A 20,250-nucleotide genomic window follows, 5' to 3' on the forward strand; every position below is an offset into this window, starting at 1 on the left:
GCTGTCATGGGACACAAGGAAGACCTGCTCGACGGTGCCAAGCGCTGCCTCCTGGAGAAGGGCTACGCCCGCACCACGGCCCGCGACATCGTCGCCGCCTCCGGCACCAACCTGGCCTCCATCGGCTACCACTACGGCTCCAAGGACGCCCTGCTCCAGCAGGCCTTCCTCGCGCTGACGGAGGACTGGGGCAACAGCGTCGGCTCGGTCGAGGGTCCCGTGACGGACCGGCCGGCCGACCCGTACCGGCGGTTCCACGACCTGTGGGCGACGCTCATCGCCGGCGCCGAGGCGGCCCGCCCGGTCTGGAAGCTCCAGACCGAGGTCGTCACCCGCCTCGACGACGACGAGAAGCTGCGCGAGGCCATCAAGGAGCCGCAGCGCGAGGGCCGGCTGGGCATGGCGGAGGGCTTCCTCGGCATCGACCCGGCGGCCGACCCGGAGAAGGCCCGGGTCGCCGGGCTGTTCGTCCAGGCGCTGGCCACCGGCGTGATGATCCAGTGGATGGTCGACCCGGAGACCGCCCCGTCCGCCGACGACCTCACCGAGGGCCTCAGGATCCTGATGGGGGAGCGGGACTGACAGGGAGCGCGACCGGCTCAGCGCCAGGGGATGTTCCGCCACGGGCTGCCAGGGTGCTCCATGAGGACGCGGTGGGCGGCCACGTTCCCCTCGTGGTACGGCCCGTACTCCTCCCCGTCGAAGCGCAGCACCCGGCCCAGCGCGTAGCCCGCCGAGTACTCCTGCCACGACGTGTACGCGGACCTGCTCAGCGCCCCCGCGTGCACAATGGCCTGCTCGGCCTCCGGCGGCGTGCAGAACCGGGCCGAGAGACCCCAGCGGGCCATGTTCACCGCGCGGCTGTAGTCGTACGCGACCGTCGTCCGCACCCGTCCGTCCGGTGGCAGCAGCCCGTCCGCACGGAACCGGGCCTCGTACCGCAGGATGCGGCGCACCAGCTCCTCGATGTGCCGGACCGCCCCGGGGCCCGCGCCGAGGTCCTGGGCGTGCCCGGCGGCGGTCTCCCGCCACAGGTCCGGTGACGGCGGCTCGCCGCCGCGGATCCGCAGCTGCTCGCGGACCCGCAGCGCGAAGTCCGGCTCCGGCGGGCTGTTGCGCGCGTCGAGCAGCGCGTCCAGCTCCTTCTGCCAGCCCGCGCGGTCGGTGACGTCCCACGAGTCGCGGAGCGACGCGAGCTCGTCGGTGTACCCGTGATAGACGGAGCCGACGTCGTTCCACGGCACGCCGTTCCCGAACGCCAGATGGGCCCCGCAGGCCAGCCCGTAGGCGAGCGGACCGTGCAGCACTCCGTGCCGCAGGGCGACGAAGCGGCGCCCGGCGGTGTGCTCCCGCTCGGCGTAGTACCGCAGCCACAGCGCCCGGTGCTCGGGCTGGGCGGGCAGCAGCAGCTGCCCGGGAGTGCCCCCGTTCACCGCGAGCAGCATCCGTGGGTTGCGCCACTGGAACTCGGCGCAGTACCGGAGCGTGACCTGGTGGAACACCCACTCCGGATGCCACGGCGGCAGCATGCCGCGGGTGAGCACCGGCCGGACGACGACTCCGTTCCCGATCTCCTGGGAGCGCCAGTAGACCGTGTCCGGCTCCGCGTCGACCTCGGCCTTCGGGGCGCCGATGAACAGCTCCGCCCCGGCCAGCGCGCGGAGTTGGGCATCGCCGTCGCCGCTCGTCCCGGCGTCGTGCAGCAGCTGTTCGACCTCGGTCGGCGGGGTCCAGAGTTGGGGGGTCATGACCATGGGATGTTCCGGTAGGGGCTCGTGGGGTCCTGGGTGAGCGTGCGGTGGACGGCCAGGCACTCCTGGTACATCGGCTCGGGGTCGCCCTCGTCGAAGTGGATCAGCCGGGCGAGCAGATAGCCGAGCGAGAAGTCCGCCCAGGAGCCGTACGCCTGCCGGGCCGGCCCGACGACCCGCAGCACCGACTGCTCGGCCTCCTGCGGATCGCAGTAGCGCGCGCCGAGCGCCAGCCGTACGACGTTCACGGCGCGGCCGAAGTCGAAGGCGGCGATCGTGTCGATCCGGCCGTCGGGCGCGAGGACGCCGTCGGCGCGGAACCGGTCCTCGTAGTGCGCGATCCGGCGCTGGAACCAGGCGGCCTCCGCCCGGGTCTCGCGGTTGCTGCCGTCCGGGTCGAGGGCGGCGGTGACCGCCGTCGACCACTCGTCGGCCGTGGGCGTCACGCCCAGCCGTACGGCCAGCCGGCGGCGCACCGCAAGCACGGACTCCGGCACCCGGCCGGCCAGCCGAGTGGCGAGCAGGGTCTCCAGCGTCTCCCGGAAGCCCGCCCGGTGGTACACGCCCCAGGGCCGGCGCAGCCGGGAGACGTCGGTGGCGTAGTCCTCGTACTGGGCCCCGAGCTGGTTCCACACCAGCCCGTTGAGCACCGCGAGATGGGCGCCGAGCGCCAGGCCCTGCGCGACCGGCCCGTGCAGATGGCCGCCGGCGTGGGTGAGCAGCCGCAGCCGCGCGGGCCCGCCGCCCCGTTCCGCGGCCTCCTCCCAGGCCCGCCGGTCGGCGCTCCGGGCCGGCAGCGCGGCCGCGTACGGGGTGTCCGGATTGACGGCGAGCCACCACTTGTCGTGCGGCCAGCTCTGAGCCAGCTCGCCGAGCGTGATCTGCTGGAACACCCAGTCCGGATGCCAGGGCGGCAGCATTCCCTCGGTCAGTACGGGGACGACGGTGCGCCGCGCGGCCTCGTCACGCCGGGTGGGAAGCGGGGCGACGAACCCGGGCGCGTCGGCGTGCAGCCGGGCCGTGAGCACGTAGAGCCGCGTCCGCCCGAGGGCGTCGAGCACGCCGGCCGTGTCCCCGCGCGCCCCCGCCTCGTACAGCTGCCGCTCGGCGTGCGTCGGCGCCGCCCAACTCCCCGTTGTCATACGCCGATCCTAGACTTCAGAGCTTCGCGGCCTTCAGCGCCATGTGGAGCAGCAGGCGGTCCTCGCCGTCGTCGAGGTCGAGCCCCGTGAGGGCCTCGACGCGGGAGAGGCGGTAGTACAGCGTCTGGCGGTGGATGCCCAGGGCCGCCGCCGTGCGGCCGGCCTGCCCCGCATGGTCGAGGAACACCTCGGCGGTGCGGGCGAGTTCGGCGTGCGCGGGGGTCAACAGGGGGCCTGCGGACGGGTCGTGGGGCGACGGGGGGAGCGAGGTCAGGAGGCGGTACGGGCCGATGGCCGACCACTGGGCGACCGGCCCCAGCCGGGGCTCGGCCAGGGCCGCCCGGGTGGCCGCGCCGGCCTCCCGCCAGGAGGCGTCCAGCTCCGCGAGGCCGCGCCGGGGCGTCGCGATCCCGGCGACCGCGCCCGGGCCGGCCGCGTCGCGCAGCCGCTCCGCCGCGGTGAGCGCGGGCGCGAGGGAGTCGGCGGCCCGCAGGCGCACGAGGACGGCCAGCGCGCGCGACGGCTCGGCCGTCTCACCGCTCCCCGCGTCGCCCGGCCCGGCGGACGGTGCGGCCGCCGTGGGCCCGGGGCCGCCGCCCGGCGCGTGCCAGGGGAGTGCGCTCAGGGCCGCCGCGGCCGGCACCGTACGCGCCGAGGGGCCGCCCGCGGTGGGCCAGGGAGCCACGCACACCAGCGCGTGCGGCCCGTCCGCCGACGGGCCCAGCGCGGAGCGCAGCGCCGTCAGCGCCATGTCGTACTGCCAGCCGCGCTCGGCGCCCAGCGCCGCCCGCAGTTCCCGGGACAGGTCCGCGCCCGCCCGTTCCTCGTCCGCGAGCAGCGCGCCGATCCGGCCGGCCACCTCCATCGCCGCCGTGAGCTGCTCGTGCGTCGGGCCGGGTTCGGCGTCGAGCAGCCACACGTAGCCGAGGGCCACACCCCGATGGCGTACCGGCAGGCAGATCCGGTCCCGGAAGACGCCCGCGTCCGGGGCGGCGGGGATGCGGACCGGGCCGGTCGCCCGGGCGATGCCGAAGCCCTCGAACCAGGCGCGGACGGCCGGGGTGGACTTCCTGGTGAGGATCGAGCGGGTGCGGACCGGGTCCATCGCGCTGTCGTCGTCGCTGTCGTGGGCCCCGAAGGCGATCAGGCCGAAGTCCCGGTTCTCCAGGGTCGCCGGCTCGCCGAGCAGCTCGGAGATCTCGTCGACCAGCTCCTGGTAATCGCCCTTCACGCGGCCATTCTCGCACCGGCCGCCGGAACCTTCAGACAAATGTCTGAGGTGGTGGACACGGATGCGTGACAGCTGTCGATGGCCGAGGATCGGAGCGATCCTTAGGTTTCACGGTGGTTCTTCGTGCTGTTCCCGAATCGTTCCGTACGGTCGGTTACGGCACCCGTTTCTCCGCATTGTCCTCTGGAGGTGCCCCCGTGCTGGGTCCCCTGATCCTCGCCGCGTCGCGCAGCGACAAGATGCGCCGCTTCGTGTCGGCCGCGCCGGGCACCAAGCAGGTCGTCGCCCGGTTCATCGCCGGCGAGACCGTCGACCAGGTCGTCCCGATCGTCCGGGAGCTCGCCGGCAAGGGGCTCGAGCTCACCCTCGACGTCGTCGGCGAGGACATCACCACCGTCGAGCAGTCGTACGCCGCCCGGGACGCCTACCTGGAGCTGATCGAGCGCCTGAAGGAGCTCGAGCTCGGTGAGCGCGCCGAGATGTCGGTGAAGCTGTCGATGTTCGGCCAGTCGCTCGAGAACGGGCATGAGCTGGCGCTGGCGAACGTCCGCCCGGTCGTCGAGGCCGCCGCCGCGATCGGCACCACGGTCACCCTGGACGCCGAGGACCACACCACCCTCGACTCGATGTTCGCCATCCACGAGGAGCTGCGGAAGGACTTCCCGCAGACCGGCTGCGTCATCCAGGCGTACCTCTACCGCACCGAGGACGACGCCCGCCGGCTCGCCGCGAACGGCTCCCGGGTCCGCATCGTCAAGGGCGCCTACAAGGAGCCCGCCGAGGTCGCGATCCAGGACAAGGCGGAGATCGACAAGGCGTACGTCCGCATCCTGAGGATCCTCATGGAGGGCGAGGGCTACCCGATGATCGGGTCCCACGACCCGCGCCTGATCGCCGTCGGCCAGGAGCTCGCCCGCCGCGCCGGGCGCAAGCAGGACGAGTACGAGTTCCAGATGCTGTACGGCATCCGCGGCGAGGAGCACCTCCGCCTCGCCGCCGAGGGCCACCGGATGCGTGTCTACACCGCCTACGGCACCGACTGGTACGGCTACTTCATGCGGCGTCTGGCCGAGAAGCCGGCCAACCTCCTGTTCTTCGCCCGGTCCATCCTCACCAAGGGCTGAGCCCACCACCCCTCATAAGGAGTTACGAGACTCATGGACGCTGTGACCCAGGTCCCCACTCCCGTCAACGAGCCGGTGCACGGCTACGCCCCCGGCTCGCCCGAGCGCGCCCGCCTGGAGGTCAAGCTCAAGGAGCTGGCCGACAACCCGCGCGAGCTGCCGATGACCATCGGCGGCGTGAAGCGCATGGGCGGCGGCGAGCGTGTCGACGTCGTGCAGCCGCACAACCACAAGGCCGTCATCGGCACCTTCGCGGGCGCCACCCAGCAGGACGCCCAGGACGCCATCGACGCCGCCCTGGCCGCCGCCCCGGCGTGGCGCGCGATGTCCTTCGACGACCGCGCGGCGATCATCCTGCGCGCCGCCGAGCTGCTGGCCGGCCCGTGGCGCGAGACCCTGGCCGCCTCCACCATGCTCGGCCAGTCGAAGACCGCCCAGCAGGCCGAGATCGACACCCCCTGCGAGCTCGTCGACTTCTGGCGTTTCAACGTCGCGTACGCCCGCCAGATCCTGGCCGAGCAGCCGCCGGCGAACTCCCCGGGCGTCTGGAACCGTCTGGACCACCGCCCGCTGGAGGGCTTCGTCTACGCGATCACGCCGTTCAACTTCACGGCCATCGCGGGCAACCTGCCCACCGCCCCCGCCCTCATGGGCAACGTGGTGGTCTGGAAGCCGTCCCCGACCCAGACCCACTCCGCCGTGCTCCTGATGGAGCTCCTGGAGGAGGCCGGTCTGCCGAAGGGCGTCATCAACCTGGTGACCGGCGACGGCATCGCCGTCTCCGAGGTGGCCCTGAACCACCGCGACCTCGCCGGCATCCACTTCACCGGTTCGACCAGGACCTTCCAGCACCTGTGGAAGACGGTCGGCAACAACATCGAGACGTACCGCTCGTACCCGCGGATCGTCGGCGAGACCGGCGGCAAGGACTTCGTCGTCGCCCACCCGAGCGCCGACCGCGCGATCCTGAAGACCGCCCTGACCCGCGGCTCCTTCGAGTTCCAGGGCCAGAAGTGCTCCGCGTCCTCGCGTGCCTACGTCCCGGCCTCGATCTGGAACGACGGCTTCAAGGAGCAGTTCGCGGCCGAGGTCGACGGCATCACCATGGGTGACGTCACCGACCTGTCGAACTTCATCGGCGCCGTCATCGACGACCGCGCGTTCGCCAAGAACAAGGCCGCGATCGACCGCGCCAAGGCCGACGAGACCTGCACGATCGTCGCCGGCGGCACGTACGACGACTCCGAGGGCTACTTCGTCCGTCCGACGGTCATCGAGTGCACCGACCCCGAGAACGAGGTCTTCACGACCGAGTACTTCGGCCCGATCCTCGCCGTGTACGTCTACGACGACGCGAAGTACGACGAGATGCTGACCCAGATGGAGTCCGCCTCCGACTACGCCCTCACCGGCGCGGTCATCTCGGGCGACCGCGCGGCCGCCGCGTACACGATGGAGAAGCTCCGCTTCGCCGCGGGCAACTTCTACATCAACGACAAGTCGACCGGCGCCGTCGTCGGCCAGCAGCCCTTCGGCGGCGGCCGTGCCTCCGGCACCAACGACAAGGCGGGCGCCCCGCAGAACCTGATGCGCTGGACGCTGACCCGCGCCATCAAGGAGACGCTGGTCCCGCCGACCGAGTACGGCTACCCCCACATGGGCTGACGCCCTCCGCCTCACCGAGGCTCCCCGACACCGCCCCCCTCCTTGGTCCCCCAACCGAGGACGGGGGCGGTTCTCATGGGGCGGGCTTACGCTGCTTGGAGGGGGTGACTCGGCGAGGAGGTGCGGTATGCCTGGTTCGACGTCCCTCGGCCCCGGGCACGGGGTGGACGCGATCGACCACCTGGACGCGCAGCGGATGACGTCCGTGCTGACGGAGCTGCACCGACTGCTGGCCGAGCCGGGACCGGACGCACTCACGGACGCCCAGGTCACAGCCCTGTGCGGGGGTGAGGAACACCACCGCGAGGAGTTCGCCGACTGGGTCGGGCGCGTGGCCCGGCAGCTTAGGGAGGCTACGGCCTGACGCCGACCCGCCGGGCGAGGAAGTCGTCCGTCAGCGCCGCGATCTGCGGGGCGTGGGTCTCCAGGGCGAAGTGGCCGGTGGGCAGCAGGTGGATCTCCGCGTCCGGCAGATCGCGGCGGAACGCCTCCGCGCCCGAGGGCACGAACACCTCGTCGCCCTCGCCCCAGACGGCGAGCAGCGGCACCCGGCTGGTGCGGAAGTACTCCTGGAAGGCCGGGTAGAGCGCGAAGTTCGCGCCGTAGTCGGCGATCAGGCCGAGCTGGATGCCGTCCTGGCCCTCGCGGGCCATCAGTGCGGCGTCGTGGTGCCAGGCGTCCGGGTTCAGCAGGGAGCGGTACGCGGCCGGGACGCCGGTCTCGTACTGCCAGCGGATTCCGTCCAGTGAGCGGATGGCGCGGACCGGGGCCTCGGTCTTCGGGTTCCGGTCCGCGATCAGCGCGAGGACCGGCGCCCAGGCGTCGGCGCCGAGGCCCTCGTCGTACGCGTTGCCGTTCTGGGTGACGATCGCGGTGATCCGCTCGGGGTGGGCCAGGGCGAGCCGCAGGCCGATCGGCGCGCCGTAGTCCTGGATGTAGAGCGCGAACCGGTCGAGGCCGAGCGCCTCGGTGAACTCGGCCGTCAGGGCGGCGAGTGAGGCGAAGGTGTACGTGAACTCCTGCGCCGAGGGCGCCGCGGAGTGGCCGAACCCGAGGTGGTCGGGGGCGATGACCCGGTAGCGCCGGGCCAGCCGCGGGATCAGGTCGCGGAACATGTACGAGCTGGTCGGGAAGCCGTGCAGCAGGAGCAGGACGGGCGCGTGGGCCGGCCCGGCCTCCCGGTAGAAGATCGCGTGGCCGCGGACGTTCACGGTGCGGTGGTGGACCTGCTGCTCGCTCATCGCCTAACCCCTCATCTGCGTTTCAGTGGTTGCGAGAGGAGTCGATCACGCATTTCTCTAACCTGTCAATGGATTGAGAGGGGTTAGGGCTCGGGGAGTGCCGTCTCAGATAGTAGGAAGTCCGAGTAACTGTGGAGACAGACAGCCGGACCTGTCCTAGCTTTGTAGGAGCCGAACGTCCCGCTCCATCGAGCGAATGGCGGTCGAGAGCGCGATGCCCCTGCGCAGGCAACCCCTGCGGGCCCGCTCCCCGCCCCTTCCGGCGCCTTCGATCACGCTGATCTCAAGGAGTCGATCCCTCATGGCCGCTCAGACCGCCCGCCGCGTCCGCCACTCCGCCAGCCGTCCCAGCGACGACGCCCGCAAGAACGCCGCCGCCGCCCTCCAGCGCGCCCTCGACCGCCGCGACAACGGCGGCGAGACCGGCCACTGACCCACGCGTCCGACACGGACGTCCGGCACGGAAGTCCGACACGGACGTCCGCATCGTGGACGTGACCGTGTCAGACGATGGGACGAAGAGTAGGGTGCCGACATGTCTCACAGCATCAATCTCGCAGTGATCCCCGGCGACGGCATCGGCCAGGAGGTCGTGACCCAGGGCCTCAAGGTGCTCTCGGCCGTCCTTCCGCAGGATGTGAAGCTGGAGACCAAGGAGTACGACTTCGGCGCCCGGCGCTACCACGCCACCGGTGAGACCCTCACCGACGCCGATCTCGACGCCCTCAAGCAGCACGACGCCATCCTGCTCGGCGCCATCGGCGACCCCTCGGTCCCGTCCGGCGTGCTGGAGCGCGGCTTCCTGCTGAGGCTCCGCTTCGCCTTCGACCACCACGTCAACCTGCGTCCGTCCCGGCTGCTGCCCGGCGTGGCGACCCCGCTCGCCGGCCAGCCGGAGATCGACTTCGTCGTGGTCCGCGAGGGCACCGAGGGCCCGTACACCGGTAACGGCGGCACCATCCGCAAGGGCACCGAGCACGAGGTCGCGACCGAGGTCTCGGTCAACACCGCCTTCGGCGTCGAGCGCGTGGTCCGGGACGCCTTCGCCCGCGCCCAGGCCCGCCCGCGCAAGAAGCTGACCCTCGTCCACAAGAACAACGTGCTCACCTTCGCGGGGCACCTGTGGACGAACATCTTCAACAAGGTGGCCGCGGAGTTCCCCGAGGTCACCACGGACTACCTGCACGTCGACGCGGCGACGATCTTCCTCGTCACCGACCCGGCGCGGTTCGACGTGATCGTCACCGACAACCTCTTCGGCGACATCATCACCGACCTCGCCGCCGCCGTCTCCGGCGGCATCGGCGTCGCGGCCTCCGGCAACATCAACCCGAGCGGCGAGTACCCCTCCATGTTCGAGCCGGTCCACGGCTCCGCGCCCGACATCGCCGGCCAGGGCAAGGCCGACCCCACGGCCACCGTCCTGTCCGTCGCGCTGCTCCTGCGCCACCTCGGCCTCGAGTCCGAGGCGGCCCGGATCGAGGAGGCCGTCGCGGCCGACCTCGCCGAGCGCGGCACCGCCCCCCGTACGACGGACGAGATCGGCGACGCGCTCGCGGTACGCGTAGCGAGCTGACCCGCCGACTCTACGAAGCCGCCGGGTCGCCCACCGCGCCCGGCGGCTTCACCTGTGCGGCCTCCGGGTGCCACCATCGAACCCTGGGCCGCACTCACCCCCGCTTCCTGCCCCGGCCCCCACGCGCGATAATCGAACGTGGGGCCGCGGCATGCGGAGAAGCTCGGACGTCCTAGCAGTGGCGAGGACGTGCGTGAGCGCGGTCCGACACACACAAACCGGTGAAGGACACGCACTCATGACGACGCCCACGATCGAGCTCAAGCCCTCCTCCAACCCGCTGTCCGCCGCGCAGCGCGAGGCGATCCTGGCGGACCCCGGATTCGGCCGCCACTTCACCGACCACATGGTGACCATCCGCTGGACCGAGGGCCGTGGCTGGCACGACGGCCAGCTCGTGCCGTACGGCCCGCTCGCCCTCGACCCGGCGACCACCGTCTTGCACTACGCCCAGGAGATCTTCGAGGGCCTGAAGGCCTACCGCCGCCCCGACGACTCGGTCGCCACCTTCCGCCCGGACGCCAACGCCCGCCGCTTCCAGGCCTCCGCCCGCCGTCTGGCCATGCCCGAGCTGCCCGTCGAGACCTTCATCGAGGCCTGCGACCTGCTCGTCCAGCAGGACAAGGCGTGGGTCCCGGCGCACGGCGGCGAGGCCTCGCTCTACCTGCGGCCCTTCATGATCGGGACCGAGGTCGGCCTGGGCGTCCGCCCGGCCAACGAGTACCTCTTCGTGGTCATCGCCTCCCCGGCCGGCCCGTACTTCCCCGGCGGCGTCAAGCCGGTCTCCATCTGGGCCTCCGAGGACCGCGTCCGCGCCGTCCCCGGCGGCATGGGCGACGCCAAGACCGGCGGCAACTACGCGGCCTCCCTGCTCGCGCAGGCCGAGGCGGCGGCGCAGGGCTGCGACCAGGTCTGCTATCTCGACGCGGTCGAGCACAAGTGGGTCGAGGAACTCGGCGGCATGAACCTGTACTTCGTGTACGGCGGCACCGGCAAGATCGTCACCCCGACCCTCACCGGCTCCATCCTGGAGGGCATCACCCGCGACTCGCTGCTCACCCTCGCCGCCGACCTCGGCTACGAGGTCGAGGAGCGCCGGGTCTCCATCGACGACTGGCAGGGCCACACCGCGGACGGCAGCCTCACCGAGGTCTTCGCCTGCGGCACCGCCGCCGTCATCACGCCGGTCGGCACGGTCAAGTCCGGCCGCGGCGAGTGGCAGCAGTCGGGCGGCGAGCCCGGCGAGGTCACGATGAAGCTGCGCGAGTCGCTCCTGGCCATCCAGACCGGCAAGGCCGAGGACGTCCACGGCTGGACGCACGAGCTGGGCAAGTAGGGCTCAGACCTCCGCGGAGACGCCCGGGACGGTCACCGTCCCGGGCGTCTGCGTCTTCCGGGCGCCCGGCGTCAGCGCCGTGTACAGCGCGCCGCCCACCACGCCCGACAGTACGAAGCTGCAGTCGATCCCGCCGGTCAGCGCCAGCAGCGGGCCCTCGTACACCGGGGTCGACACCGCCGCCAGACCGACGGCAGCGCCCACCGCCCAGCTGAACGTGGCGCGCGGATGCCAGCCGGCACGGAACCAGTAGATCCCGCCCCGGGTACCGCGGTTGTACACCTGCAGCGCCTCCGCGTCGTACGCGCCTCGGCAGCGGGCGTGCCCGATCAGCGTGATCACGGCCCACGGTGTGCCCACCGCGGTGAGCAGCAGCACGAACGAGGTCATCACCGACTGGGCGTCCCAGACGAAGTGGCCGAGGAAGACGAAACCGGTGGCCACCGCCGCGACCACCAGCGTGGCCGTGGTCCGGGAGGCGCGCGGCAGGATCGCGTCGAGGTCGAGGCCCATCGAGTACAGCATCAGACCCGCGTTGCCGATCGAGCCCGCGGTGGCCGCGGTCAGCAGCGGCACCAGGTACCAGGCGGGGGAGGCCGCGACCAGCGGCCCGGCGTAGTCGAGCGCGCCGCGTGCGGCCAGCGCGGTGTACGTGCCGAAGAGCTGAGGGAGCAGCAGCCCGACCAGCAGGCCCGCGCAGGTGGCCCGCCACACGGTCGTCGAGCGGTGCCGCAGGGGGGAGATGTAGCGGGTGTAGTCGCCGAGCAGGGTGATGAAGGCGATCGGGCCGCTCAGTCCGGCGGCGACCGCGGAAAGCACCCAGGTCGGCCAGAACGAGCCGAGCAGATACGGGGTCTCGGGCACGGCGGCGGTGCTGAAGTCGCCCGCGTACGCGGCGACTCCGAGCGCGAGCAGCAGCGTCATGCCGACCGCGAGACCCTTGCTGAGGCGCAGCAGCAGCCGGTAGCCGTACACCGCCGCGACCACCGTGCAGGCGGCGAGCACCGTGTACACGGCGGTGTGCGCGGCGCCGCCGGTGGGCAGTCCGGTGAGCCGGGTCAGGACGCCGACCATCACGTCGCCGCCGATCCACAGCGTCAGCGCCGTGTACCCCAGCGCGAGCAGCAGGCCGACGACGGAGCCGACGAGCCGGCCGCGCACGCCGAAGAACGCGCCGCTGGAGGTGGACAGGTTGGTCGCGGTGCGCAGCGAGACCAGCGCCAGCGGCGCGGTCACGGCCACGCCGACGAGCGTGCCGGTGACCACGGACGTCACCGAGGCCCACCAGCCGAGGCCGAAGGAGACCGGGAGCCAGCCGAAGACGATCACGCCCAGGCAGAGGTTGGAGCCCAGCAGGATCGCCACGAGATCGCGCGGCCCGCTGGTGCGTTCCGCCTCGGGGATCGTGTCGACTCCGCGCTGTTCGATCGGCATGAGGTGACTCCGCTCGCCGGGAAATTAGAGTGGCGCTCAATGTGAGCCATTTCGCCGTAGCTGTCAACGGCTGTCCACGCTCTGTTCACGGCCGCCAAACGGCCTGTCGATGCTTGGCTGACACGCGGGAAGGGTTTAGAGTGACGCTCAAACAGGAGGTGTGGAGACGTGCGACTGACCCCCACGGAGCGCGACCGGCTGCTGCTCTTCGGCGCCGCGGAACTGGCCAGGGCCCGCAAGGCCCGGGGCCTCAGGCTCAATGTCCCCGAGGCGACCGCGCTCATCGCGGACACGGTCTGCGAGGCGGCCCGCGACGGCAAGCGACTCGCCGAGGCGATCGAGGCGGCCCGGTCCGTGCTCGGCCCCGACGACGTGCTGCCCGGCGTCGCCGACGTCGTGACCGAGGTGCATGTCGAGGCCGTCTTCGACGACGGCTCCCGGCTCGCCGTCGTCTCCGCTCCCATCGGCGGCGGCAACCTCGGCGACAAGGCCCCCGGCGCGCTGCTGCCGGCCCCGGCGCACGCCGAGCCGGCCGCGGTGGTGCGGGTCCGGGTGCACAACACCGCGGCCGTCCCGGTCAGCGTCACCTCGCACTTCCACTTCTTCGAGGCGAACCCGCGCCTCGACTTCGACCGCGCCGCGGCGTACGGGATGCGCCTGTGCATCCCCGCCGGCGCCTCGTTCCGCTTCGACCCGGGCGGCGAGGCCGAGGTCGGCCTGGTGCCGATCGGCGGCGAGCGGATCGCGATCGGCTTCGCCGGCCTGGTCGACGGCCCGCTGGACGCCCCCGGAGCGAAGGACGAGGCCCTGCGGCGCGCGGCGGCCTGCGGCTACCTGGGCGTGCAGGCCACAGAGGGCGCGTCCCCGAAGGAGGAGAGCTGATGGACCCGTACGAGTACGCCTCCGTGCACGGCCCCCGCGAGGGCGACCGCGTCGTCCTGGGAGACTCCGGACTCGTCGTCCGGGTCGAGTCGGACTCCCAGAAGCCGGGTGACGAGTTCCTCGCCGGTTTCGGCAAGACCGCCCGCGACGGACTGCACCTGAAGGCCGCCGCCGTCCGCGAGACCTGCGACGTGGTGATCAGCAACGTCCTGGTGATCGATGCCGTCCTGGGCATCCGCAAGACGTCCATCGGCATCCGCGAGGGCCGGATCCACGCCATCGGGCGGGCCGGAAACCCGGACACCCTCGACGGCGTCGACGTGGTCGTCGGCACCGGCACGTCCATCGTCTCCGGCGAGGGCCTGATCGCCACCGCCGGCGCCATCGACACCCATGTCCATCTGCTCTCGCCGCGGATCATGGAGGCCTCGCTGGCCTCCGGCGTCACCACCGTCATCGGCCAGGAGTTCGGCCCGGTCTGGGGCGTCGGCGTGAACTCGCCCTGGGCGCTCAAGCACGCCTTCAACGCCTTCGACGCCTGGCCGGTCAACATCGGCTTCCTCGGCCGTGGTTCGTCCTCCGACCCGGCGCCGCTGGTGGAGGCGTTGGCGGAGGGCGGTGCGTCGGGTTTCAAGGTGCACGAGGACATGGGTGCGCACACCCGTGCGCTGGACACGGCGCTGCGGGTGGCCGAGGAGCACGACGTTCAGGTCGCGCTGCACAGCGACGGCCTGAACGAGTGCCTGTCGGTGGAGGACACACTGGCGGTCCTGGAAGGGCGGACGATCCACGCCTTCCACATCGAGGGCTGCGGCGGCGGTCACGTGCCGAACGTGCTGAAGATGGCCGGCGTGCCGAACGTCATCGGCTCGTCCACCAACCCCACGCTGCCGTTCGGGCGGGATGCGGTCGCCGAGCACTACGGGATGATCGTCTCCGTCCACGACCTGAAGACCGACCTGCCGGGCGACGCGGCGATGGCGCGCGACCGGATCCGGGCCGGGACGATGGGCGCGGAGGACGTCCTGCACGACCTGGGCGCGATCGGGATCACCTCGTCCGACGCGCAGGGGATGGGAAGGGCCGGCGAGACCGTACGCCGGACCTTCGCCATGGCCGGGAAGATGAAGGCCGAGCTGGGCCCGTTGGACGGCGACGGCGCGCACGACGACAACGCGCGGGTGTTGCGGTACATGGCCAAGCTCACGATCAACCCGGCGATCGCGCACGGCCTCGCGCACGAGGTCGGCTCGATCGAGGTCGGCAAGATGGCCGACCTCGTGCTGTGGCGGCCGGAGTACTTCGGCGCCAAGCCGCAGCTGGTGCTGAAGTCCGGCTTCCCGGCCTGGGGCGTCACCGGCGACCCGAACGCGGCCACCGACACCTGCCAGCCGCTCGTCCTCGGGCCGCTGTTCGGCGGGCACGGCGCGACCCCCGCCGAGATCTCCGTGGCGTTCGTCGCCCGGGCCGCCGTCGACCTCGGCTCCGACCGGCTGCCGACCCGGCGCCGGCGCGTGCCGGTCCGCGGCACCCGCGGCATCGGCCCGGCGGACCTGCTCCTCAACTCCCGCGTCGGCGACGTCCAGGTCGACGGCCGCACCGGCCTGGTCTCCCTGGACGGCGACCCGATCCGCTCCGAGCCGGCCGAGTCGATCTCCCTCAACCGCCTCTACTTCCTCTGATCCCTAGGACCTCTCCATGACCTACCGCATGCCCGCCGAGTGGACCCCGCACGAGCGCACCTGGATGGCCTGGCCCGGCCCCAACCCGACCTTCACCGACGACGAGGAGCTGGCCGCGGCCCGCGCCGCCTGGGCGTCCGTGGCCCGCGCGGTGCGCCGCTACGAACCGGTGACGATGGTGCACGGCCCCGGCCAGGGCGACTCCGCCCGCGCGCTGCTCGGCGACGACGTCGAGCTGGTCGAGCGCGAGCTCGACGACGCCTGGATGCGCGACATCGGCCCCACCTTCGTCAAGGACGAGCAGGGCCGACTGGCCGCCGTGGACTGGGTGTTCAACGGCTGGGGCGCGCAGGACTGGGCCCGCTGGGAGCACGACTCGAAGATCGCCCGCCATGTGGCGGACACGGCGGACGTCCCCATCCTGAGCAGCACCCTGGTCAACGAGGGCGGCGCGATCCACGTCGACGGCGAGGGCACGGTCCTGCTGACCGACACCGTCCAGCTCGGCGCCGGCCGCAACCCGGAGTGGACCCGCGAGCAGGTCGAGGCGGAGATCCACGCCAAGCTCGGCACGACGAAGGCGATCTGGCTCCCGCACGGCCTGAGCGGCGACTACGGCATGTACGGCACCCAGGGCCACGTCGACATCGTCGCGGCCTTCGCCCGCCCCGGCACCGTCCTGGTCCACAGCCAGCAGGACCCGGCGCACCCGGACTTCGTCCGCTCCAAGACGTACGTGGAGCTCCTGCGCGCCCAGACGGACGCCAAGGGCCGCCCGCTGGAGGTCATAGAGGTGCCGGCCCCGACCGTGCTGAAGGACGAGGAGGGCGACTGGGTCGACTACTCGTACATCAACCACTACCTCTGCAACGGAGGCGTGGTCCTGTGCGCCTTCGACGACCCGAACGACGAGGTCGCCGCGGAGATCTTCCGCCGCCTGTTCCCCGAGCGTACGGTGACCCTGGTCGACGCCCGCCCGATCTTCGCGGGCGGCGGCGGCATCCACTGCATCACCCAGCAGCAGCCGGCTGCGTAGCCGCGTATGGAGAGGGGCGGGCGGAGGCATGGAGCGGTACGTGAGCGTGGTCGCGGGCATGTTCCGGCACCTTGCCGTGCGCATGGTCCTGGGCTTTGTCGTCGCGATGCTGTTCGTCCTCGGCGTCCACGGCCGGTGACGGCCGTACGGGGCCGTGGCCCGAGGATCCTGTAGAACAGACGAGTGAGTCAGAGCAGCAACCCCGCCCCTCCGTCCCGCCGCCGCCACCAGGCCGCCCCGCCGCGCGAGGACGTGCTCGCGGCCGCCATGGACACCATCGCCGAGCGGGGACTCGACGGCCTGACCATGGCCGGGCTCGGGCGCGAGGTCGGGATGAGCAGCGGGCACCTGCTCTACTACTTCCGCACCAAGGACGAGCTGCTGCTGCAGACCCTGGAGTGGAGCGAGGGGCGCCTCGGCGCGGAGCGGGGAGCGCTGCTGTCCCGGGCCGGCACCGCCCGCGAGCGGCTCGACGGCTATGTCGACGTGTATGTGCCCGACGGGCCCCGCGATCCGCACTGGACCCTCTGGCTCGAGGTCTGGAACCGCTCGCAGAACGCCGACGACGACGCCCGCGCCCGCCAGGCCGCCATCGAGGGCGCCTGGCACCGCGACCTCGTCGCCCTGCTCGCCGAGGGCGTCTCGCGCGGCGAGTTCCGCGCCGTCGACCCGGACCGCTTCGCCACCCGGATGCGCGCGCTCCTGGACGGGTTCAGCGTGCACGTGGCGGTCGGGATCCCCGGTACCGGTCGCGAGCAAGTCCTGGAGCACGTACGGGAGTTCATCGCCGACGAACTGCTCCCGGAAGTGTCGTCGCGACCGTAACGCACGCAAGTACTCCCGATCGTTGCGCGCTACACCCTTGTTGCCCCGCCGTCGTCTCCGGCACGGTTCCGGTCCATGGGACGAGAGCACTGGAAGAAGATCTGGGTCGGCTCGGCCGGCAACATGGTCGAATGGTTCGACTGGTTCGTGTACGCGAGCTTCGCCACGTACTTCGCGGGGGCCTTCTTCCCCGAGGGCAATGACACCGCCAAGCTCATGAACACCGCCGGCATCTTCGCCGTCGGCTTCTTCATGCGCCCCGTCGGAGGCTGGCTGCTCGGCCGGGTCGGCGACCGCAAGGGCCGCAAGGCGGCGCTCACCCTCACGGTCACCCTGATGTCGGCCTCCGCCGTGCTGATCGCGATCGCGCCCACCTACGCCGTCGCCGGCTACGGCGGCGCGGCCGTCCTGCTGATCGCCCGCCTGCTGCAGGGCCTTTCGGTCGGCGGCGAGTACGCCGCCAGCGCCACGTACCTCACCGAGGCCTCCGCCCCGCGGCACCGCGGCTTCGCCTCCAGCTTCCAGTACGTGTCGATGACCGCCGGCCAGATCGTCGGCCTCGGCCTGCAGATCGTGCTCCAGCGCACCATGTCCGCCGAGGCGCTGCACAGTTGGGGCTGGCGCATCCCGTTCGTCATCGGCGCGCTCGGCGCGGCCGTCGTCTTCTACCTGCGCCGCAACATGCTGGAGACCGAGGTCTACGAGGAGACCGCCGAGGACGGCGTCGGGCAGGGCGAGAAGGGCACGATGAAGGCCCTGTGGGCGCACAGGCGGGAGGCGTTCCTCGTCATCGCCCTGACCATGGGCGGCACCGTCGCGTACTACACGTACACCACGTACCTCACGAAGTACCTGTCCAACTCCGCCGGGCTGCCCAAGCAGACCGCCACCCTGGTCTCGTTCTGCGCGCTGATCGTCTTCGCCTGCCTCCAGCCGCTCGCCGGCCGGCTGTCGGACCGCATCGGCCGCCGCCCGCTGCTGATCACCTTCGCGCTCGGCTCGACTTTCCTCACCGTGCCGATCATGACGATGCTCAAGCACGCCGGCTCCTTCTGGCCGGCCCTGGGCCTGTCCCTGCTCGCCCTGGTCGTCGTCACCGGCTACACCTCGATCAACGCCTGCGTGAAGGCCGAACTGTTCCCGACCGGCATCCGGGCGCTGGGCGTGGCCCTGCCGTACGCCATCGCCAACGCGCTGTTCGGCGGCACCGCCGAGTACGTGGCCCTGTGGTTCAAGGACGCCGGCGTCGAATCCGGCTACTACTGGTACGTCGCCGGCTGCGCCGCCGTCTCGCTGGTCGTCTACCTGACGATGCGCGAGACCCGCGACATCGACCTCGCGCGGGTGGGCACGACCGCCTCCGTGCCGCCGGCCCCGAAGCCGGCCGCGGTCGATTCCGCATCGTGAGATCGCGGTCCCGAGGGCCGCGGGGGTGTGGCAGACTGCCGGCGTGCTTGCTACCACCATGATTATGGGCAGCAGCGCGCCGGTCCGCAGTGACCGCTGAGCCGCGACTCCACCCCCGCGGCCGGTGGACACCGTGCCCCAGACCCGCGCGCAGACCTCTCGCACCCGCGAGGGGTTTTTTCGTTTTCCGGCCCCACCACCGCCGGAAACGGACGACGCGTGAGAATGGGGGCAAGTGGATCCAGACGTTCCGGAGCCACATCCGACAGGAGCCAACACAGTCATGAGCACGGAGACCGACGAGACCTCACGCGTCGACGACAGCTTCCACGTCTTCGACACCACGCTGCGCGACGGCGCGCAGCGCGAAGGCATCAACCTCACCGTCGCCGACAAGCTGACCATCGCCCGGCACCTGGACGACTTCGGCGTGGGCTTCATCGAGGGCGGCTGGCCCGGCGCCAACCCGCGGGACACCGAGTTCTTCGCCCGCGCCCGGCAGGAGATCGACTTCCGGCACGCCCAGCTCGTGGCCTTCGGCGCCACCCGCCGCGCCGGCGGCAGCGCCGCCGAGGACCCGCAGGTCCGCGCCCTCCTGGAGTCCGGCGCCCCGGTGATCACCCTGGTCGCCAAGTCGCACGACAAGCACGTCGAGCTGGCGCTGCGCACCACGCTGGACGAGAACCTGGAGATGGTCCGCGACACCGTCGCCCACCTGCGCGCCCAGGGCCGCCGGGTCTTCGTCGACTGCGAGCACTTCTTCGACGGCTACAAGGCCAACCCCGAGTACGCCAAGGCCGTCGTCCGCGCCGCGCACGAGGCCGGGGCCGACGTCGTCGTCCTGTGCGACACCAACGGCGGCATGCTGCCCGCCCAGATCCAGGCCGTCGTCGCCACCGTGCTCGCCGACACCGGCGCCCGGCTCGGCATCCACGCCCAGGACGACACCGGCTGCGCCGTCGCCAACACCCTCGCCGCCGTCGACGCCGGCGCGACGCACGTCCAGTGCACCGCCAACGGCTACGGCGAGCGGGTCGGCAACGCCAACCTGTTCCCGGTGGTCGCCGCGCTGGAGCTCAAGTACGGCAAGAAGGTGCTGCCCGCGGGCGCGCTCGCCGAGATGACCCGGATCTCGCACGCCATCGCCGAGGTCGTCAACCTGACCCCCTCCACCCACCAGCCGTACGTGGGCGTCTCCGCCTTCGCCCACAAGGCCGGGCTGCACGCCTCCGCGATCAAGGTCGACCCGGACCTGTACCAGCACATCGACCCCGAACTCGTCGGCAACACCATGCGGATGCTGGTCTCCGACATGGCCGGCCGGGCCTCCATCGAGCTCAAGGGCAAGGAGCTCGGCGTGGACCTCGGCGGCGACCGCGAACTGGTCGCCCGGGTCGTCGAGCGGGTCAAGGAGCGCGAGCTCAAGGGCTACACGTACGAGGCCGCCGACGCGTCCTTCGAGCTGCTGATGCGCGCCGAGGCCGAGGGCCGGGCCCGCCGCTACTTCCGCACCGAGTCCTGGCGGGCCATCGTCGAGGACCGCCCCGACGGCACCCACGCCAACGAGGCCACCGTGAAGCTGTGGGCCAAGGGCGAGCGGATCGTCGCCACCGCCGAGGGCAACGGCCCGGTCAACGCCCTGGACCGGGCGATGCGGGTCGCCCTGGAGCGGATCTACCCGCAGCTCGCCAAGTTCGAGCTGATCGACTACAAGGTCCGCATCCTGGAAGGCCGGCACGGCACCGAGTCGACCACCCGCGTGCTCGTCACCACCAGCGACGGCAACGCCGAATGGGCCACGGTCGGCGTCGGCGAGAACGTGATCGCCGCGTCCTGGCAGGCGCTCGAGGACGCGTTCACCTACGGCCTCCTCCGGGCCGGAGTCGAGCCCGCCGAGTAGGCCGGCCGCGGCCCGCAG

At 71.9% G+C, this 20,250-nt stretch carries 18 protein-coding genes; 13 read left to right on the forward strand and 5 right to left on the reverse strand.

The window, feature by feature from the left end:
• The first annotated feature begins 6 nt into the window (after positions 1–6).
• Positions 7–582 carry a TetR/AcrR family transcriptional regulator gene (locus tag ACGFMM_RS06075; RefSeq protein ID WP_393643565.1) on the forward strand — a complete coding sequence of 192 codons (576 nt, stop codon included), beginning with the start codon at positions 7–9 and terminating at the stop codon, positions 580–582.
• A 17-nt stretch (positions 583–599) separates the two neighbouring features.
• Here the strand turns inward: ACGFMM_RS06075 and ACGFMM_RS06080 are convergent, their stop codons facing one another.
• The 3 genes from ACGFMM_RS06080 to ACGFMM_RS06090 are packed head-to-tail and all read right to left on the reverse strand — an operon-like array spanning position 600 to position 4,124.
• Positions 600–1,748 carry a DUF1266 domain-containing protein gene (locus ACGFMM_RS06080; RefSeq protein WP_393643567.1) on the reverse strand — a complete coding sequence of 383 codons (1,149 nt, stop codon included), beginning with the start codon at positions 1,746–1,748 and terminating at the stop codon, positions 600–602.
• A complete protein-coding gene (locus ACGFMM_RS06085) occupies positions 1,745–2,893 on the reverse strand; it encodes a DUF1266 domain-containing protein (RefSeq protein WP_393643568.1) in 1,149 nt (382 codons plus the stop codon). The genes ACGFMM_RS06080 and ACGFMM_RS06085 overlap by 4 nt, the downstream gene beginning before the upstream one ends.
• A gap of 16 nt (positions 2,894–2,909) precedes the next feature.
• Positions 2,910–4,124 carry a PucR family transcriptional regulator gene (locus tag ACGFMM_RS06090; protein WP_393643570.1) on the reverse strand — a complete coding sequence of 405 codons (1,215 nt, stop codon included), beginning with the start codon at positions 4,122–4,124 and terminating at the stop codon, positions 2,910–2,912.
• Positions 4,125–4,321: 197 nt separating this feature from the next.
• Here ACGFMM_RS06090 and ACGFMM_RS06095 point away from each other — a divergent pair, with 197 nt between their 5' ends.
• The 3 genes from ACGFMM_RS06095 to ACGFMM_RS06105 all read left to right on the forward strand — a co-directional run bounded on the left by ACGFMM_RS06095 (position 4,322) and on the right by ACGFMM_RS06105 (position 7,277).
• Positions 4,322–5,248, forward strand: a complete 927-nt coding sequence (locus ACGFMM_RS06095) for a proline dehydrogenase family protein (RefSeq protein WP_393643572.1) — start codon at positions 4,322–4,324, stop codon at positions 5,246–5,248.
• A gap of 33 nt (positions 5,249–5,281) precedes the next feature.
• Positions 5,282–6,913 carry an L-glutamate gamma-semialdehyde dehydrogenase gene (gene pruA / locus ACGFMM_RS06100; RefSeq protein ID WP_393643573.1) on the forward strand — a complete coding sequence of 544 codons (1,632 nt, stop codon included), beginning with the start codon at positions 5,282–5,284 and terminating at the stop codon, positions 6,911–6,913.
• A gap of 127 nt (positions 6,914–7,040) precedes the next feature.
• A complete protein-coding gene (locus ACGFMM_RS06105; RefSeq protein WP_393643575.1) occupies positions 7,041–7,277 on the forward strand; it encodes a hypothetical protein in 237 nt (78 codons plus the stop codon).
• Here the strand turns inward: ACGFMM_RS06105 and ACGFMM_RS06110 are convergent.
• Positions 7,267–8,154 carry an alpha/beta fold hydrolase gene (locus ACGFMM_RS06110; protein ID WP_393643577.1) on the reverse strand — a complete coding sequence of 296 codons (888 nt, stop codon included), beginning with the start codon at positions 8,152–8,154 and terminating at the stop codon, positions 7,267–7,269. The two genes, ACGFMM_RS06105 and ACGFMM_RS06110, sit on opposite strands and share 11 nt — an antisense overlap.
• Positions 8,155–8,455: 301 nt before the next feature.
• Here ACGFMM_RS06110 and ACGFMM_RS06115 point away from each other — a divergent pair, with 301 nt between their 5' ends.
• From ACGFMM_RS06115 to ACGFMM_RS06125, 3 genes are all read left to right on the forward strand, one after another.
• Complete coding sequence (locus ACGFMM_RS06115) at positions 8,456–8,587, forward strand: hypothetical protein (RefSeq protein ID WP_393643578.1); 132 nt, start codon at positions 8,456–8,458, stop codon at positions 8,585–8,587.
• A gap of 102 nt (positions 8,588–8,689) precedes the next feature.
• Entirely contained in the window at positions 8,690–9,730 is a 1,041-nt protein-coding gene (locus tag ACGFMM_RS06120; protein WP_393643580.1) for a 3-isopropylmalate dehydrogenase, read from the forward strand.
• Positions 9,731–9,968: 238 nt separating this feature from the next.
• A complete protein-coding gene (locus ACGFMM_RS06125) occupies positions 9,969–11,066 on the forward strand; it encodes a branched-chain amino acid aminotransferase (RefSeq protein WP_393643582.1) in 1,098 nt (365 codons plus the stop codon).
• 3 nt (positions 11,067–11,069) lie between these two features.
• Here the strand turns inward: ACGFMM_RS06125 and ACGFMM_RS06130 are convergent, their stop codons facing one another.
• Entirely contained in the window at positions 11,070–12,500 is a 1,431-nt protein-coding gene (locus tag ACGFMM_RS06130; protein ID WP_393643584.1) for a cytosine permease, read from the reverse strand.
• A gap of 168 nt (positions 12,501–12,668) precedes the next feature.
• On the opposite strand from ACGFMM_RS06130, the gene ureA reads away from it, so the two are divergent.
• The 6 genes from ureA to cimA all read left to right on the forward strand — a co-directional run bounded on the left by ureA (position 12,669) and on the right by cimA (position 20,232).
• Positions 12,669–13,382: an urease subunit gamma gene (gene ureA, locus ACGFMM_RS06135; protein ID WP_393643586.1), complete on the forward strand. Its 714-nt coding sequence runs from the start codon at positions 12,669–12,671 to the stop codon at positions 13,380–13,382.
• A complete protein-coding gene (locus ACGFMM_RS06140) occupies positions 13,382–15,064 on the forward strand; it encodes an urease subunit alpha (RefSeq protein ID WP_393643588.1) in 1,683 nt (560 codons plus the stop codon). Before ureA ends, ACGFMM_RS06140 begins: the two co-directional genes overlap by 1 nt.
• Before the next feature lie 16 nt (positions 15,065–15,080).
• Complete coding sequence (locus ACGFMM_RS06145; protein WP_393643589.1) at positions 15,081–16,100, forward strand: agmatine/peptidylarginine deiminase; 1,020 nt, start codon at positions 15,081–15,083, stop codon at positions 16,098–16,100.
• Between the two features lie 267 nt (positions 16,101–16,367).
• Entirely contained in the window at positions 16,368–16,925 is a 558-nt protein-coding gene (locus tag ACGFMM_RS06150; protein WP_393643767.1) for a TetR/AcrR family transcriptional regulator, read from the forward strand.
• Between the two features lie 75 nt (positions 16,926–17,000).
• Positions 17,001–18,332, forward strand: coding sequence for an MFS transporter (locus ACGFMM_RS06155; RefSeq protein WP_393643591.1), 1,332 nt, complete (start codon positions 17,001–17,003; stop codon positions 18,330–18,332).
• 283 nt (positions 18,333–18,615) lie between these two features.
• The gene (gene cimA, locus ACGFMM_RS06160; RefSeq protein ID WP_393643593.1) at positions 18,616–20,232 is read left to right on the forward strand and encodes a citramalate synthase; all 1,617 of its coding nucleotides are present in this window, start codon (positions 18,616–18,618) and stop codon (positions 20,230–20,232) included.
• Positions 20,233–20,250: the final 18 nt, after the last annotated feature.

The sequence above is a fragment of the Streptomyces sp. NPDC048604 genome (assembly GCF_043199435.1).
GTDB lineage: Bacteria > Actinomycetota > Actinomycetes > Streptomycetales > Streptomycetaceae > Streptomyces.

Bases quoted from the DNA above. Each gene is read 5' to 3' on its own strand.
- ACGFMM_RS06075 (WP_393643565.1), top strand. From the start codon at position 7: ATGGGACACAAGGAAGACCTGCTCGACGGTGCCAAGCGCTGCCTCCTG.
- ACGFMM_RS06080 (WP_393643567.1), bottom strand. From the start codon at position 1,748: ATGACCCCCCAACTCTGGACCCCGCCGACCGAGGTCGAACAGCTGCTG.
- ACGFMM_RS06085 (WP_393643568.1), bottom strand. From the start codon at position 2,893: ATGACAACGGGGAGTTGGGCGGCGCCGACGCACGCCGAGCGGCAGCTG.
- pruA (WP_393643573.1), top strand. From the start codon at position 5,282: ATGGACGCTGTGACCCAGGTCCCCACTCCCGTCAACGAGCCGGTGCAC.
- ACGFMM_RS06105 (WP_393643575.1), top strand. From the start codon at position 7,041: ATGCCTGGTTCGACGTCCCTCGGCCCCGGGCACGGGGTGGACGCGATC.
- ACGFMM_RS06110 (WP_393643577.1), bottom strand. From the start codon at position 8,154: ATGAGCGAGCAGCAGGTCCACCACCGCACCGTGAACGTCCGCGGCCAC.
- ACGFMM_RS06115 (WP_393643578.1), top strand. From the start codon at position 8,456: ATGGCCGCTCAGACCGCCCGCCGCGTCCGCCACTCCGCCAGCCGTCCC.
- ACGFMM_RS06120 (WP_393643580.1), top strand. From the start codon at position 8,690: ATGTCTCACAGCATCAATCTCGCAGTGATCCCCGGCGACGGCATCGGC.
- ACGFMM_RS06125 (WP_393643582.1), top strand. From the start codon at position 9,969: ATGACGACGCCCACGATCGAGCTCAAGCCCTCCTCCAACCCGCTGTCC.
- ACGFMM_RS06130 (WP_393643584.1), bottom strand. From the start codon at position 12,500: ATGCCGATCGAACAGCGCGGAGTCGACACGATCCCCGAGGCGGAACGC.
- ACGFMM_RS06140 (WP_393643588.1), top strand. From the start codon at position 13,382: ATGGACCCGTACGAGTACGCCTCCGTGCACGGCCCCCGCGAGGGCGAC.
- ACGFMM_RS06145 (WP_393643589.1), top strand. From the start codon at position 15,081: ATGACCTACCGCATGCCCGCCGAGTGGACCCCGCACGAGCGCACCTGG.
- ACGFMM_RS06150 (WP_393643767.1), top strand. From the start codon at position 16,368: ATGGACACCATCGCCGAGCGGGGACTCGACGGCCTGACCATGGCCGGG.
- ACGFMM_RS06155 (WP_393643591.1), top strand. From the start codon at position 17,001: ATGGGACGAGAGCACTGGAAGAAGATCTGGGTCGGCTCGGCCGGCAAC.
- cimA (WP_393643593.1), top strand. From the start codon at position 18,616: ATGAGCACGGAGACCGACGAGACCTCACGCGTCGACGACAGCTTCCAC.